Annotated in this window: 12 protein-coding genes and 1 tRNA gene; 7 read left to right on the top strand and 6 right to left on the bottom strand. The window is 36.7% G+C overall.

Annotated features, from left to right (window positions below; all coding sequences use genetic code 11):
* Both ACY45D_RS03120 and ACY45D_RS03115 read right to left on the bottom strand, forming a co-directional pair.
* A complete protein-coding gene (locus ACY45D_RS03120; protein ID WP_463108395.1) occupies positions 1 to 972 on the bottom strand; it encodes a Stealth CR1 domain-containing protein in 972 nt (323 codons plus the stop codon).
* A gap of 39 nt (positions 973 to 1011) precedes the next feature.
* Positions 1012 to 1779 (bottom strand): glycosyltransferase, encoded by a 768-nt coding sequence (locus ACY45D_RS03115; protein WP_463108394.1) that lies wholly within the window; start codon positions 1777 to 1779, stop codon positions 1012 to 1014.
* Positions 1780 to 1996: 217 nt separating this feature from the next.
* Between ACY45D_RS03115 and ACY45D_RS03110 the strand changes: the two genes are divergently transcribed.
* Together ACY45D_RS03110 and ACY45D_RS03105 are read left to right on the top strand one after the other, a co-directional pair.
* Complete coding sequence (locus ACY45D_RS03110) at positions 1997 to 3166, top strand: nucleotide sugar dehydrogenase (RefSeq protein WP_463108393.1); 1170 nt, start codon at positions 1997 to 1999, stop codon at positions 3164 to 3166.
* A complete protein-coding gene (locus ACY45D_RS03105; RefSeq protein WP_463108392.1) occupies positions 3163 to 4185 on the top strand; it encodes an NAD-dependent epimerase in 1023 nt (340 codons plus the stop codon). The genes ACY45D_RS03110 and ACY45D_RS03105 overlap by 4 nt, the downstream gene beginning before the upstream one ends.
* A gap of 128 nt (positions 4186 to 4313) precedes the next feature.
* On the opposite strand, the gene ACY45D_RS03100 is transcribed toward ACY45D_RS03105, so the two are convergent.
* The 3 genes from ACY45D_RS03100 to ACY45D_RS03090 form a co-directional block, all read right to left on the bottom strand.
* Entirely contained in the window at positions 4314 to 5240 is a 927-nt protein-coding gene (locus ACY45D_RS03100; protein ID WP_463108391.1) for a branched-chain amino acid transaminase, read from the bottom strand.
* A 26-nt stretch (positions 5241 to 5266) separates the two neighbouring features.
* Positions 5267 to 8017, bottom strand: a complete 2751-nt coding sequence (glnE, locus tag ACY45D_RS03095) for a bifunctional [glutamate--ammonia ligase]-adenylyl-L-tyrosine phosphorylase/[glutamate--ammonia-ligase] adenylyltransferase (RefSeq protein WP_463108390.1) — start codon at positions 8015 to 8017, stop codon at positions 5267 to 5269.
* Between the two features lie 153 nt (positions 8018 to 8170).
* On the bottom strand, positions 8171 to 9433 hold the full coding sequence (locus ACY45D_RS03090; protein ID WP_463108389.1) for a sensor histidine kinase: 1263 nt from the start codon (positions 9431 to 9433) through the stop codon (positions 8171 to 8173).
* A gap of 667 nt (positions 9434 to 10100) precedes the next feature.
* On the opposite strand from ACY45D_RS03090, the gene ACY45D_RS03085 reads away from it, so the two are divergent.
* A complete protein-coding gene (locus ACY45D_RS03085; RefSeq protein WP_463108388.1) occupies positions 10101 to 12335 on the top strand; it encodes an NADP-dependent isocitrate dehydrogenase in 2235 nt (744 codons plus the stop codon).
* A gap of 360 nt (positions 12336 to 12695) precedes the next feature.
* On the opposite strand, the gene ACY45D_RS03080 is transcribed toward ACY45D_RS03085, so the two are convergent.
* Positions 12696 to 12782, bottom strand: a tRNA-Leu gene (locus tag ACY45D_RS03080).
* 183 nt (positions 12783 to 12965) lie between these two features.
* Here ACY45D_RS03080 and queA point away from each other — a divergent pair.
* From queA to ACY45D_RS03060, 4 genes are all read left to right on the top strand, one after another.
* Entirely contained in the window at positions 12966 to 14000 is a 1035-nt protein-coding gene (queA, locus tag ACY45D_RS03075) for a tRNA preQ1(34) S-adenosylmethionine ribosyltransferase-isomerase QueA (RefSeq protein ID WP_463109414.1), read from the top strand.
* 248 nt (positions 14001 to 14248) lie between these two features.
* Positions 14249 to 15274: a hypothetical protein gene (locus tag ACY45D_RS03070; RefSeq protein WP_463108387.1), complete on the top strand. Its 1026-nt coding sequence runs from the start codon at positions 14249 to 14251 to the stop codon at positions 15272 to 15274.
* Between the two features lie 19 nt (positions 15275 to 15293).
* Entirely contained in the window at positions 15294 to 15860 is a 567-nt protein-coding gene (locus tag ACY45D_RS03065) for a LemA family protein (protein ID WP_463108386.1), read from the top strand.
* Positions 15861 to 16354: 494 nt separating this feature from the next.
* Positions 16355 to 17176 carry a hypothetical protein gene (locus ACY45D_RS03060; protein ID WP_463108385.1) on the top strand — a complete coding sequence of 274 codons (822 nt, stop codon included), beginning with the start codon at positions 16355 to 16357 and terminating at the stop codon, positions 17174 to 17176.
* Positions 17177 to 17237 lie beyond the last annotated feature (61 nt).

Genomic DNA, 17237 nt, shown 5'->3' with positions numbered 1-17237 from the left:
TTAAGAAATTACAGATTGTGGCAAATAGCCCTGTAATTTTTCGATCATTGCATTTCGAACCAAGGCTGCATTTTCAGCATCAAGCTGATCTAGACTTTGAATACAACCATACTGAATATCATTCTGATTTAATGCTTGAATGAATGACACAACACTTTCAGCATTTTTTAAATATGCCAATGCTAAATCAGGCTTTAAGATTGCTTCATTTTTTTGAATTTTTAAATGATTCATCAATGAAATTGGATTCAGTTGCTCTACACTTCTAAATTTATATTTGATTTGTGTTTCCAACAAATCAGGATGGGTTAGAAGATAATCCGCCAATATTTTCCGATCAACACAATGTGGATAATGGTGAATTTCAAAAAATTCTTTGAAACCTAAAATGTCTGCGCCCAACATTTGCGCAATGACATGACCAGGTTGAATCGGTTTATTAAAATTTCGATTTAAAAACTTACGATATTTCAGTTTAGTTTTATAACTCAAACAACGCTTCCAATGTCCATAAGTCACGATTTTATTGGATTCTAAAAAATCTGCTATATTCGCTTCAGAATTGAAAAAGAAATCATCATTTAAATAAATAAAATAATCTGAAAGACCATTAATATTCCAAAGCATACTTTCAATAGATCGAGTATTGAACGTTGGTAGAAACTGCTCATAACCCGAAAAAATTTCACGATGATCTACGACCCGAATTTTATCCGCATCACATAAACCTTGTGAAACAAATTCATTTAAAAACTCAGGTTTTTGATGATCTGTCACAACATAAATACGGCGACAAAAGGGTACATATTTCAATATAGATGCAATGTTGTAGTAAATTTCATCATTACTGGCAAAACGTGTATCACTCACAGCATCAGAAGCATCTTCACCTGTCAGATATTTATGACGTTTCCGTTTTAACTCAACATCATTGCCATCAACCCAAGCAATTACGATATCAAGATTCTGCATCTATATTGTTCTCAAATAGTATCAAATAAAATCGATGAATTACTGCCAAGCATCCTTAATCCAATCAGATGGCAATACATAGCGATACCACTTACCGCCGCCACCAGAAATCGCATCAGGTGGATTAATTTCACCGTGGAAAATGATGATTTTAGCATCTTGAGGTTTTACGGGTGGTTTGAAATACGCCAATGGCAACTTCTGTAAGCAATGGTATTTATAACTCTTACACCAGTCTTTTGGCCAATAGCTCAGTTTTTTCTGCTGATCGACATACCAAGACAAGTATTCTTGTTCATTCCTGAATTTATGACTGATTTCATCGAAATTTTCACGGAAATACGGCAAAATTTCAGGGAATGCACCCAATTTAAATCGGTAAACTGAACTATTGCCTGTCACACGCCAAGGTCGTTTCCAGTCATGGATAATTAAAAATTCACCTGGATAAGTAAAGAAATCATCAATATTGTCTACGATGACAACATCAAGATCCAAAAATAGCAAATTACCCTTTAAGCCGTATAAGTCAGGCTCAAAAGTAGACAGCTTATTCCAACCTCGTTCAGGGCTTCCTTCCGGCAATGCCAATGATGGAATTGGAAAACATTGAACAGCTGGATCGATCCCTTCTGTACGATCAGTCAAACATACCATTTTAAAATCGATGGTGGTATGTCGTTTTACCATGTTGTAAAGTCGATTGACATAATCAGCACCGTATTTGGTGCCCCATTTCATACATAAAACAATATTCTGTTCTGATTCAACTAAATTCGACTGTAAATTTGATTCATTGACCTGCATGCATCAATCTTCCACCTGAGCAATAGGCATATCATACCATTACCATCGCCAAGTTACTGTATCCGATTGCATAAGCTGAACAATTTGTTTATTGAGAATATGTTATGATGCTGTCACGATCTAAACTGATAATGATCATTTTATTTTTCAATATTTCGATAAATCAGTTGTGACAGTCAATACACTTTTGCAAGCACATTTTCTATACTAGGTTTTTATGAAAATAGCAGTCGCTGGAACAGGTTACGTTGGTTTATCCAATTCAATGATCTTTGCACAACATCACGATGTTGTTGCTGTAGATATTATTCAAGACAAAGTTGATTTACTGAATCATAAAATATCGCCAATCCAAGATGCGGATATTTCAATTTTCCTAAAAGAAAAACCGTTAAATTTCAAAGCGACGACCAATCCTGTGGAAGCATATACTGGCGCTGATTTTGTCATTATTGCAACACCGACTGATTATGATACACGTACCAACTACTTTAATACGCAAAGTGTTGAAAGCGTCGTACAACAAGTGCTAGAGATTAATCCTCAAGCAGTGATGATTATTAAATCAACTGTCCCAGTAGGTTTTACTCAGAATTTAAAAGAAAAATTCAATACTGAAAATATTATCTTCTCCCCTGAGTTTTTAAGAGAAGGTAAAGCACTGCATGATAATTTGTACCCTTCTCGCATTATTGTGGGTGAAAAATCAGAACGCGCACAGCTTTTTGCGGATCTGTTGATTGAAGGTGCAATTAAAAAAGACAGCCCTGTTTTATTCACAGATTCTACAGAGGCAGAAGCCATTAAATTATTTGCCAATACTTATTTGGCTATGCGGGTCGCTTACTTTAATGAGTTAGATACCTATGCACAAATTTTTGGTTTAGATACACAGCAAATCATTGAAGGTGTATGTTTAGATCAACGAATTGGCAATCATTATAATAATCCTTCTTTTGGATATGGCGGCTACTGTCTTCCTAAAGATACTAAGCAGCTTTTAGCCAATTACAATCAAGTCCCAAGTAATCTGATTCAAGCAATCGTTGACTCAAATAGCACGCGTAAAGATTTTATTGCAGATTCAATTATTGCAAGGAATCCTAATACAGTTGGAATCTATCGTTTAGTCATGAAAAGTGGCTCAGATAACTTCAGAGCATCTGCCATCCAAGGCGTGATGAAACGTATTAAAGCCAAAGGGATTGATGTAATTGTTTATGAACCGACTTTAGATGAAGAAGACTTCTTTAAATCTAAAGTGGTCAATGATTTAGAACAATTCAAACAACTTAGTGATGTGATCATTGCCAATCGTGTTTCCAATGATTTAAGCGATGTATTAGATAAAGTGTATACACGAGATATTTTCGGAGCAGATGAATGAAAGTTTTAGTTACTGGAGCAGCAGGCTTTATTGGATTCCATGTTGCCAAAAGACTTTTAGAACGTGGTGATGATGTTGTTGGTTTTGACAATGTTAACGATTACTACGACCCTGCATTGAAAGAAGCACGACTCAAAGTTCTAGCAGAAACAGCTGAACAAGTTCAACAATCTTTTATCTTTATTCGAGCAAATCTTGCAGACAAAGCTATTGTTGATCAATGTTTTAAAGATCATCAATTTGACCGAGTGATACACTTAGCTGCACAAGCAGGTGTGCGTTACTCACTTGAAAATCCACTGAGCTATGTTGAAAGCAATCTGATTGGCTTTACCAATATTATTGAAGCATGCCGTTACTCGAAAACACCACATCTTACTTATGCAAGTACCAGCAGTGTTTATGGTGCGAATACGACTATGCCATTTAGTGAGCAGCATGGCGTGAACCACCCTGTTCAATTCTACGCTGCAACCAAACGTGCTAATGAATTGATAGCACATAGTTATAGTCATTTGTTTCAGCTACCGACAACAGGATTACGTTTCTTTACGGTTTATGGTCCTTGGGGTCGTCCAGACATGGCTCTATTCAAATTCACTAAAAATATTATTCAAGATCAACCAATTCCTGTTTTCAATCATGGCAATCATACCCGTGACTTCACCTTTATCTCAGATATTGTGGAAGGTGTGATCCGTTCAAGTGATCAAATTGCACAAGCAAACCCAAACTGGGATAGTAAAAATCCAGATCCATCGACCAGTAATGCACCATTCCGTATTTTTAATATTGGCAATAACAATCCTGTTAAATTAATTGAATATATTCATGCCATTGAAAAGGCTTTGGGTAAAGAAGCCATTTTAGATTTATTACCTTTACAAGCAGGTGATGTTCCTGACACATTTGCGGATAGTACGGCTTTAGAACAAAGCGTAGGTTATAAACCATCAGTATCTGTAGAAGATGGCGTAAAACAATTTGTGGATTGGTACAGAGATTTTTATAAAGTCTAATTTTTTATCAAGTTGAATCAGGCTCTATTGTTTTAGCTAAGACTTTTAGTTAAGAATATTCAAAAACTTATCTAAATTTAGAAATAAAAAAAGGATTCCAACTGGAATCCTTTTTAATATTCAGCCACTTATTTTACATAAGTTAGCCAATGTGCATATTTAGGATCTTTACCCTGAACAGCATCAAAGAATGCTTTTTGAATTTTCTCAGTGATCGGACCACGTGTACCTGAACCAATTTCACGATCATCATACTCACGAATTGGTGTCACTTCCGCAGCTGTGCCGGTAAAGAATGCCTCATCTGCGATATAGAATTCATCACGCGTAATACGACGTTCAATCACTTCGTAACCGAAGTCTTTCGCAATCGTGATTACAGTTTGACGAGTAATCCCTTCTAATGCACCACCTGCTAAATCAGGTGTATGCAATACACCATCTTTAATCAGGAATACGTTCTCACCAGCACCTTGACAAACAAAACCTTGAGGATCAAGCAACATCGCTTCATCATAACCTGAATGAGCAACTTCTTGATGCGCTAAAATTGATACCGTGTAGTTACCAGAGGCTTTCGCTTTGCACATCGTCACGTTTGGATGATGGTGCGTAAATGATGAAGTTTTAACACGAATACCACGTGCCATTGCTTCATCACCAAGGTAAGCACCCCAACTCCATGCCGCAACAGTTGCATGAATTTTATTATCTGTTGCAGCGATACCTAATTTTTCAGAACCAATAAAAATAATTGGGCGTAAATAGCAAGAAGCCAGTTTATTTTCACGTACCACATCAATTTGAGCTTGCTCAAGTGTTGCTTGATCAAATGGAACTTTCATTTGATAAATTTTTGCAGAGTTCAATAAGCGTTTGGTATGGTCTTGAAGGCGGAAAATCGCGGTACCATTCGGCGTTTCATAAGCACGGACACCTTCAAAAACCCCCATACTATAATGTAATGTATGAGTTAAGACGTGAATTTTAGCCTCACGCCAATCAACCATTTGTCCATCTTGCCAAATAAAACCATCACGATCAGCCAAGTTCATGGCGCACACTCCAAATTTTTATACAATTATTCACTTTCCACAACGAAAGTCGCTGTTGGATCAATTAATCTTTGCCACAACTTGCAAACGACCTCTCGGGTATCTTGCCAATCCTTAGCATTAACTTGCATATTATGGTTTGCAAGTGCTAAACGATGGCTTTCGGCACGTTCACTGAGATAAGCTTGAATCAAGGCTGATGCATCATCACTGGATAAGCGATTTGCTTTTGCAGCGTCTTCTAGGATTCGTACATTGTCGGAATAATGGGCGAGATCTTGATTCGTCCCACTCCAGGCTAACACCATATACTGTGCCATAAATTCAATGTCAACGATACCACCTGCATCTTGTTTTAAATGAAAAATACCATCTTTTTTCTGTTCTTTTGATGAACCCAGATGATCTTTCATTTTCTGACGCATGTTCAATACTTCTTGGCGAACGGTTTCCTCTTCTCTCGGTAATGTGAGAATTCGACAACGTAATTCTTCAAACTTTACTCTTAAACTCTGCTCACCCGCAATTGAACGTGCACGAACAATTGCTTGATGTTCCCACAACCATGCATTTTTAAGTTGGTATTGTTCAAAAGCTTTGAGACTTGTAACCAATAAACCCGCCTCACCAGAAGGACGTAGACGAGTATCAATTTCATAAACTCGCCCATCTAAAGTTTGTGTTGTCATTAGCGACAGAAACTTTTGTGCAACCCGTATCGCAAACTCAAAACCACTAATCACTTTATGTCCATCTGTATCCGCTTGCTCATCCATATAATGAATAAAAACAAGATCTAAATCAGAACCATAGCCCAGTTCTATGCCACCAACTTTGCCATAACCAATCACGGTATAAGCCATGTGATCTAGTGAACAGCGTTTACCTTCAACATCAACAGGATAACCATGACGTTTCGCCACAGTTTGGTAAGCAAGATTTAAAGTTGCATTTACAGAGACTTCTGCAATATCTGTTAATGCATCAGATACTTTCATTAAAGGGCTTTCTGCAAGTACATCACTTGCAGCCACCGTTAATACATTGGATTTTTTGAATAAACGTAAAACTCGCATTTGATCTTCAACTTGATCAATCTCAATGCGCAACAATTGCTGACGTAAAGAATCTTCCAAGTCTTTGCGTTTTGGCAATTCAAAATCCATCGATAAAAATTCATCCAGCAACACTGGATAATGTGTCAGTTCTTCACAAATCCATGGACTGACCGTTGCCATTTTAACTAAACGTTGTAATGCGCCTTTACTCTCGATCAGCATCACCAAATACACGGTACGGCGCATGACAGATTCAACCAAAGGCATCAAACGCATCAATGCAATTTGAGGTTTATCGGATTGTAAAATGGCTTCAATCAAATGTGGCCAAAACTCTTTAAGACGTTGTACCGCCTTGGCAGGGAGCTTTTTAATTGCATGCCCAAACCAAAATTCATGAATCAAATTCTTGGCATTATCATCCAATACAGCTTCAAGCTGTTGTTCTAACTGACTAAAGCTTTCTGTTGGTGATTCAAGTCCTTTTTCTTTAATGAGATGCTCAAACTGATAAATGACTTTATTGCGTTTTTGATTTAAAAATTCAGTAAAACTTTCCCACCCCTCAAAACCCAAAGTATCGGTAATACGTTGGCGCAGTTCAGGCTCTGTCGGTAAAGACTGCGTCTGTTGATCATTTAAAGCTTGAATTGCATGTTCAACACGGCGTAAGAACAAATAGGCATTTTCAAGATCCAATACCGATTGATGATCCAATAAACCGACTTCCCCCAAGTGCTGTAAACTGACTAAACACTGGCGGTCTTGTAGTTCTAATTTAGACCCGCCATAAATCAGTTGGAAAACCTGCACAATAAACTCAACTTCACGAATCCCACCTGCACCCAACTTGATGTCATCCGCAATATTACGACGTGCCACTTCTCTTTCGATCATGGCCTTCATTTCACGCATTGCTTCAAAAGCGGTGTAATCTACATATTTACGGAACACAAAAGGTCGTGTCATGTCCAAGAGGTCTGCACCCTCTTTGCCACCTGAAACCACTCGTGCTTTAATCCATGCATAGCGCTCCCATTCACGCCCATGCTGACTTAAATATTTTTCTAAAGCGGCATGACTAATCGCAAGTGCAGAACCATCGCCCCAAGGACGTAAGCGCATATCGACACGGAAAACAAAACCATCTGCGGTAATATGCTCGAGCAGATAAATAATTTTCTGCCCCCAATGAATACAAAACTGTTGGACATCGATACATTTACGTCCATTGGTTTCACCTTGTTCATCAAAGGCAAAGATTAAGTCAATATCACTGGATAAATTCAGCTCTTGTGCGCCTAATTTACCCATGGCAATGACAATCAAATCTTGAATATTGCCACCATAACCAACAGGCTCACCATGCTTGGCGACCAATGGAATACGTGCAAAATCTTTGGCTACATTAATACTGGCATCAGCAAAATCTGAAAGTTCACGGGTCAATGTAACAACATCTGTAAGCTGATTGGCATCTTGCCAAATCCAACGGAACATTAACCGTGCACGTAAAATACGTAAGGTTTTCATCCAAACAATTTCATCTTGGATATTGATCAATTCATCTTGAATCAACTGTTGTATTTGTTGTGTGCTCAGTGGCTTCTGAAATTGGTCTATCGCATAATCTTGTTCTAAAGCAACTTGATGTAAACTTAATACTTGTTCTGCATACTGACTTGCATGTAATGTTTTTTGCAATTGCTCAGCGTTCATCGGGAAAGCTCGTACGTCTATTTTCTCAGTTTATTTATAGCAGTTTGGCTTCACTTTAGGGGAAGATTTTATATTTTTCTTAATCTATAAAGCATGCAAAACAAACAAAGAGGCTTGTTTAGCAAATCGTTTTCTTATTTTGGGAAGATTCTCTTAAGTTTGCTCAACTTCATTCGCAGATAAGGTTAAATGTGGTTCTTTCGCCATCGGCAATAAGACTTTAAATGTAGTTCCCTGGCCTTTACTCGAACTTACTGAAATTTCACCATGATTCAGATCAACAAATCGCTTACACAGCACCAAACCTAGACCCGTTCCCTTTTCTCCTGTTGTCCCTTTAAAGCTGACCTTGATTTTCGGCTCAAAAACTTGGTCTATTTGAGACTGTGTCATCCCAAGTCCCGAATCTTTGATGGTAATTTCAATATTTTGCCCAACACGCTTTGCAGTAACACTAACCTTGCCCGTTCCATCGGTATGGGTAAATTTCAAAGCGTTAGACACCAAGTTTTGAATAATCGATGTCACCATATTCATATCGGCATAGACTGACAAATCAGGTGAAATATCTTCAATCAGCTCTATATTTTTCTTGACTGCTAATGTATTTAACACCTCATAAACAATTCTAGAGGTTTGTTTTAATTTAAAATTAATCGGATGATATTCAAAACGCCCCCCCTCTGACATTGCCCAATTGAGTAAATTCTCAAGTAAAGAATACGTAGACTGCAAAGTCTCATATAAATAATTGGCAATATTCTGAGCATTATCATCATCCAAGGTGTCGCGCTCATTGGCAAGGACATCTGAAAAACCAATTAGCCCATGAAATGGTGCGCGTAGATCATGTGCAATCACTTGAAAGAATTTTGTTTTACTAAAATTCAAGGCACGTTCTTGTTCGTATAACTCATAATAATCTTCGGATTCAAAATTTCTTTGCAATGTTGCAACTAGACCAGTCGTTAATTCTTTTAATAAATCTAACTGTTTAGTGGTAAATTCTAATTGTTGCTGATCATAGAAATAAACATGAGCAATCGATTCCTGCATTTCAAACCGTAAGTCGTAACACAACAACCGAGCATGGTCGATACCCAATTTGAATAAATGTGTTGAGAGCGTTTCATAATGGGGATGTGTTTGCGTAATGACTAAATCATTTTCAAAACAAGCAGCAAAGTTTTTCTTATTTTGTACCAATAATGCTTGAAAATCGGACGCTTCCGATGCGATCCATTTATAAGGTTCATTATGAAACGTAAAAATTGCATTTTCGACATTCAAAACTGCACGTGCAATGCGCATAAAGCGTGCAATTTTATTATCAGCAGTATAAACACCCAAAAGTAAAGACAACTTACAAGCACTGAGCTGGTCTGTTTGATGAGCCTCTAAAAATTCTAATCCCATATTCACCTCATCTTGCCTTTCAGTTAATGAAGTAGCTTTTCTAAAATAGCCCTAAAATATAATGTCGTTTATCCAACCCTTCAAAAATTAAAAAAATTTAATCAACTTATAAAACATAGTATTTACAAATATTCACATAAAATAATATAACAGTTATATTGTTAAATAAAACCAAATCTATTTAAATTTCGATAAAACTCATCCTTTATTTGTATCAATTTAACTAAACATGTGATCACTTATAAGTTTATAAATGAAAATACCAAGCGGGTATCACTTCACTTTTATCGAATTTTGTAGTGTTAAATCTTCAATTTCGAAATTGTTCAAATGGACAAAATAAGGCTTAAAATTAAAACTATTACTGTAGTGCTAATCAACACGCTTAGTACTCACACATACAATCTACTATTTATTGTTTTTATACTTTTCCAAAGATCATCATTATTTTTACCTTAAAAAGATCACCTTTTCACATAAAAAAGCGGCACGACTATAAACATGAATGATGTAGTATTTCTCAGCGAAATGTCGTTATCACAGAACTCACGTTGACTGAAATGCAATGAAGGCTGATACTCTTAGGGTTTATTTTTAGCAAATCGGTTCATAGGAGTTGAGTTGAAAATTCACTCCTAAAAACTTAATTCAACGTAAGGGGCTATATATGGCTGGTGGAAAGTCAACAATCATTTACACACTGACCGACGAGGCGCCATTGTTGGCGACTTACTCGCTGCTGCCGATCATTGAGACTTTTACTAAGCCGGCAGGTGTCGAAATCGTCAAAAGTGACATTTCCGTGGCCGCACGTGTACTCTCAGAATTCACAGATTACTTAACTGAACAGCAAAAAGTACCGAATAACCTTGCAGAACTTGGTCGTCTTACTCAAGATCCTGACACGAACATTATCAAACTGCCGAATATCAGTGCTTCAGTTGCACAGTTAACAGCGTGTATTAAAGAACTTCAATCAAAAGGTTATGCAATTCCTGATTATCCGGAAAATCCTACAACTGATGAAGAGAAAGAAATCAAAACACGTTATGGTAAATGCCTAGGTTCGGCAGTAAACCCTGTTTTGCGTGAAGGTAACTCTGACCGTCGTGCACCTGCTGCAGTAAAAAACTACGCCAAGAAACATCCACATTCAATGAGCGAATGGAAACAGTGGTCACAAACTCACGTTTCGCACATGGAAGAAGGTGATTTCTATCACGGCGAAAAGTCAATGACACTTGATCGTGCGCGCAATGTAAAAATGGAACTGATCACGAAAAGTGGTGAGCACATTGTTTTAAAACCAAAAGTTGCATTGTTAGATGGTGAAGTCATCGATTCAATGTTCATGAGCAAAAAAGCGCTTTGTGATTTCTATGAAAAAGAGCTTGATGATTGCCGTGATGCAGGAATCTTATTTTCATTACACGTAAAAGCAACAATGATGAAGGTTTCACACCCGATCGTATTCGGTCACTGCGTGAAAATCTATTACAAAGATGCGTTTGAAAAACACGGTAAGTTATTTGACGAATTAGGTATCAATGTCAATAACGGTATGGCAGGTCTTTACGAAAAGATCCAAACTTTACCAACATCATTACGTGAAGAAATCATTGAAGATCTTCATGCATGCCAAGAACACCGCCCTGCTCTTGCAATGGTGGATTCTGCAAAAGGCATTACCAACTTCCATTCACCAAATGATGTAATTGTTGATGCTTCTATGCCTGCAATGATCCGTGGCGGTGGTAAGATGTGGGGTGCTGATGGTAAGCAGTACGATTGTAAAGCTGTTATGCCTGAATCAACTTTCGCGCGTATCTACCAAGAAATGATCAACTTCTGTAAGTGGAATGGTAATTTTGACCCACGTACTATGGGTACTGTTCCAAACGTTGGTTTGATGGCGCAAAAAGCTGAAGAATACGGTTCACACGACAAAACTTTTGAGATCACAGAAGCTGGTGTTGCAAACATCACCGATCTTGAAACAGGTGAAGTGTTGATGTCGCAAAACGTTGAAGAAGGCGACATCTGGCGTATGTGTCAGGTTAAAGACGCTCCGATTCGTGACTGGGTAAAACTTGCTGTAACACGTGCACGTAACTCAGGTATGCCTGCGATCTTCTGGCTTGACCCATACCGTCCACATGAAAATGAATTGATTAAAAAAGTACAAAAATACTTGAAAGATCATGATACCAGTGGTCTTGATATTCAAATCATGTCTCAAGTACGTGCAATGCGCTATACGCTTGAACGTGTAGCACGTGGCTTAGATACAATTTCAGTCACAGGTAACATTTTACGTGATTATCTAACAGATCTATTCCCAATCATGGAATTGGGGACTTCTGCAAAAATGTTGTCTATTGTTCCGCTAATGGCGGGCGGTGGTATGTACGAAACAGGTGCGGGTGGTTCAGCACCTAAACACGTACAGCAACTTGTAGAAGAAAACCACTTGCGTTGGGATTCTTTGGGTGAATTCTTAGCTTTGGCTGTTTCTTTGGAAGAATTAGGTCTTAAAGAAGACAATGCACGTGCTAAGTTATTGGCGAAGACATTGGATCAAGCGACTGGTCAATTACTGGATAATGACAAGTCTCCATCACGTCGTACGGGTGAATTAGACAACCGTGGTAGCCATTTCTACCTTGCGAAATTCTGGGCTGAAGCACTGGCTGCGCAAAATGATGATGCTGAATTGAAAGCTAAGTTTGCTCCTCTTGCAAAAGCATTGGCTGAGAATGAAGACAAAATCATTGCAGAACTTGCAGCTGCTCAAGGTAAGCCAGCGGATATCGGTGGTTACTATGCAGTGGATACAGCTAAAGTTGAAGCTGTAATGCGCCCAAGTGCAACCTTAAATGCAACACTTGCAGCAGCTCAATAAGTTAAATACAACGCTGATTGAATCAGTGGTGTAAAAAGAAAGCCGATGTAAATGCATCGGCTTTTTTATTTTCGTTATTTAGAGAACTGTTTTAGGACATCATCAAACAGAATTTAATACGTTAAAAATACACCCTAAACTTACCAAATACACAATTTGAGTCAGTTTATGCCTTGATATAACAAAATCTCGAATAGGCTGAACAACTGCAATTAAGATCTATACCGCCCAATAAGCGAATGCTACTGATGAGAAACTCAAAATAAAACTGAGAAAAATTATAATGAGCAAATTTAAAAAACAAAAAACCCAAGCTGTTAGTACAAGCTTGGGTTTTGTAGAATCATCAGATTCTAAATCTGGTCCCGAGGGTCGGACTCGAACCGACACGTCATCGCTGACAGTGGATTTTGAGTCCACCGCGTCTACCAATTTCACCACCTCGGGAGAGGTTGTGTGCGTATAATAACGCGTTTAACTTTCTTGTCAACGACAAGTTATTATATTTGATTAATTTTAAATCATATCGCGTTTTTTTGGATTATAAAGCATCAATTTCAGCCATTAATTTGAAAAAAGACTATACTAGCCAAAGTTTTTAATTTTTAAATGCCAAATATTCTCTCCATGATGCAACTCTCTGATTTTAAATTTGATCTCCCTGACGAACTGATTGCTCGTTACCCGCTAGAAACGCGTAGCGCATCTCGCCTATTACATTTAAATGCTGATGGTTCTTACCAAGATCATCAGTTTACCGACATTCTCGACTTATTTAACGAAGGTGACTTAATCATTTTAAATGATACCAAAGTCATGAAAGCGCGACTCAAAGGTAAACGTGCTTCAGGTGGTGCAATTGAAGTTTTAGTTGAGCGTATTTTCGACCAGACGATTGCGCATTGTCATATTAAAGCCAGTAACTCTCCTAAAGCAGGTGCAGAGCTTTTTATAGGCCCTGATGAAGTTAAAGTGACCGTCACAGGTCGCCATGAAAATTTATATATTGTTGAATTTTCACAACCGATTTTAAAAGTTTTGGATTTGTACGGTCAGCTTCCTATTCCACCCTACTTTAATCGTGAAGCAGAAGATATTGATACTAAACGCTATCAAACCGTATTTAATGACCCAAAAAAATTAGCGAGTGTTGCAGCACCAACAGCAAGCTTACATTTCGATGAAGCTTTATTAGAAAAACTCGAACAAAAGAATATTCAAAAAGCTTTTGTGACCTTACATGTCGGTGCGGGTACATTCTTACCTGTACGCACAGACAATATTGAAAATCACATCATGCATAGTGAATGGTGTGATGTACCTGCAGAAACCGTTAAGCTCATCCAAGAAACCAAAGCACGTGGCAATAAAGTCATTGCCGTTGGTACGACAGCAACACGAGCTTTAGAAAGTGCAGCACAAGCTTGTGGTGGGAAAATTGGGGCGTGGACTGGAGACACTCAAATCTTTATTTATCCAGGTTATCAATTTTGTGTTGTGGATCGTTTGATTACCAACTTCCATTTACCCGAATCAACTTTGTTAATGTTAGTTTCGGCACTTTCCAAAAGTGATTATATTTTAAATGCCTATAAACATGCTGTAGACAGTCAATATCGCTTCTTTAGTTATGGTGACGCCATGCTGATTGAGAATGCCAACTAAATCAGTTTGACCTTAAGATAGGGCGTTATATACATATTGCGCCTTATCTTAAAAACAACAAAGCGATAACTCATCACAAATGCTGCCCTTCCAACAATGTCACAATTAGATTCTTTTCTGATTAAATTTATTGCATAATCATTCAACTAGAACACATGAAAATAATTTATTTTCAGTTATCTTTGATGTGCGAATCACACCTCAACGCTAATCTCCACGATTAAAATAACGCCTTTTTAGATTTTTATATGCCAATAGAAACTGTTGAACGACTGCTTCACATTCGAACCAAGAAAAATCAGCACGTGATGCGAAATATTGCTCGCCTCTGGGAAATCGGTCAGAAAGCACAGTCTGCACAAGATATTTTGGATGGTTTACATCCGTGGGGAGAAGTTAAGGATTTGTATTTTCATAATATTATTCCGAAACTTTTATTTATTTGTGGTGTATTCACAGCCTTATTTGGGTTGCTGATTCATCACTATATTCCCTATCCACTGAGTTTATTGGCAGGTCTGCTGTGCTGCTTTCTGGCCTATTTAATTTATGAAGAACGTGATCCAATTGATGATGTCATCTATTTTCTAGAACAACGCATCATGTTGCTGCGTTACGATTTACATTACAACAAAACACCTAAGCATATTCCAACAACAACCAATACCTTATTGGTAATGAGTAAGCTCAAACAAAATTTTCCATTCTTCTCTCAAGGCAATCTGTCAAATGAAATAGAACAGTTTGCTTCGACAACATGGTTTGATGGTGAACAAGAGCATCATGTTATGCTTTTTCATTATCACTATGTGGATGAGTATTCACTTCCAAATCGTCAAGGTGAAAAACAAAAAATTAAGGAAATACATAAAAACCAATGGGGTGCTTTTGTATTTCAAATGCCTGCGCTCGGATTTGCTGCCAGCAATCAACATGATGAATTTATTGCACCTTATACTCAAATTTGGAAAACCAGTGATATTTTAGTGAATCAAAAGTTACACATTTTTGGTTTAAATCAACATCAACTTGCACGAACCATTAGCCCAAGTATTACACTCAAACTCATTGATTTTTTTCAATATTATTCAGGTGATATTGTTTATCATTTTGAGGAAAATATGTTGTGTTATATGGGAGATCAGAACCTCTTTTATATTTCACGCAAGAAACAAAATTTAAATGATATTTCGCTTTTGAGGGGACATTTAAGAACATTGACCATGCCTGAATATGAAAAATTCAAACGATGCATGTTAAACTTAATTTCATAATTTATAAGGAATAATCAAAATGGGGTTAATCGTATTTATTGGGATTTTTATCATTCTCATGGTTTGGGGCGTTCTGATCCGAAATAATATCGTGCGTTATTTCAATGCGACTAAGCGTGCGTGGGCAGAAGTTGCCAATTTTGAACGTCAAAAAGTAAAGACTTTGGAAAGCTTAGAACAAACTTTAGCGCAATATACTCAATTTGAAAAATCAACCTTAGAAAAAGTAACTGAATTACGCCAACAGATTTTAAATTTAAACCTGAATAATACAGATGTTTCTCAACTTCAACACATTGAAAAATTAAACCAAGATTTGATGAAAAGTTTGAATGTTGTGGTTGAAAACTATCCTGAACTTAAAGCAGATACGTTGTATGCCAAAATGATGGATGATATCCAAGAACAGAATGAAAATGTGGGCGCAGCAATCACGATTTTTAACCGCAATGTTGAAGAGTTTAATAACACCATTGAAGTTTTTCCGAACAATATGGTCAATACCATCACATTAGCAAAGAAATCGATTCGCCCATTCTCTGATCATGTTGTTACACAAAATTTTGATTATAAACCAAATTTCTAAACGCTCTACTCACTGCAAGCGTCTTCTAAAAAATATCTGTTCTGTACAAATATAAATGGCGGAACAGAATGTTTACACAATTTATTCCATATAATTTTAAAGAAAAACTGAATAAATAGCCAACAATAGTATTTTTTATTTAACAAATTTAATATAAAATGCATACTAAATCACAATTATTCACTTTGATTGTTTTTGGCATTTGCCTTTTCCAAATTTCGACCAAAACAATCTTAAAGCAATATGACTTGTGATCTAAGCCCTTTGAATATAGCAACAACCTGAAATTTATATTGATGATAAGTGCAATGAATACAAATAAATGGAAAGCGTGACTATTTTCAAAAGAAGGATAAGCAATACAAAAGTCATTTATTTGCATACTTTTCCATTGCTTCTATTTCTTAAAAGCTAGTGCAAAAAACTGAAGGTCAATAAAAAAATTTGATCTTATTTTAGAAAAATGAAAATGTTTAAATCATGTAGAGATGGCGATGCCTAACCAAGTAGAAAAACAGCAAGTCCTGCTTAAAACATTGATTATTGATGCCTTTCAGCAATTCTATTATCGTTATAAAAAACATGCACTTTATGCTTTTGTCATCGAAGTGGATGAAAACTCGACTCTACAAAATTTTTTAGTCTCTACAGAAGCTTCTATTTTTAGTGATGTTGAAGATAAACAGCAATATTTGCTTGAACAAGACAAGTGGAATCTAAGCAAATGGAAATATCGCAATAAAATAAGTGAAGAAAATAAACAGATTCTCAATAAAGATCGTCATTTTTCAGAGCAAGATTCTGTTATTTCGCTTATATTTCAAGATATTTACCCACAACAAGATCAACAAGAAAAGCTCAATTTGTATTTAGACATATTTACCCAAGCCATTGTGTATTTGATTAAAATTTATAGTCTCGATCGTTCTCGGATTATTTTCTTAATAAATGTAAAAAATCAACAAAATATAATCTTAGAGACTGCTCAAGAGCTGAATCCGCCATCATCATTATTATTTGAATTTATTGCAGATTTTAAAATTCGGTCTAAAGTAACAAATCAACAGCCGATCAAACTCAATCAAGCGGATAAAGATCTACTGATCGATTTAGCGCAAATCGTAGAAATGGTTGAACCATTCGACTCATTATTTGTCGCGCATCAAGCCTATTTACTGACATTTGAACATGAATTTAATGAAGCAAATCTTCATATTCAAAATTTAGTTCGACATATTTCAACAATAGATAATCATGACTTTGCACTAAGTAAGGAAGATATCATTGAAAGAATTCATTATTTTTATAAAATATAAAAAATGACATCTCGATTTTTTTCTGATATTTTTCCATTGACTAAAAAAACAACTGATTTCT

It is taken from the genome of Acinetobacter sp. BZX-2 (genome assembly GCF_055179795.1).
Note: the sequence above shows the minus strand (reverse complement) of the source record. Positions and strands in the feature narration are given on the sequence as shown.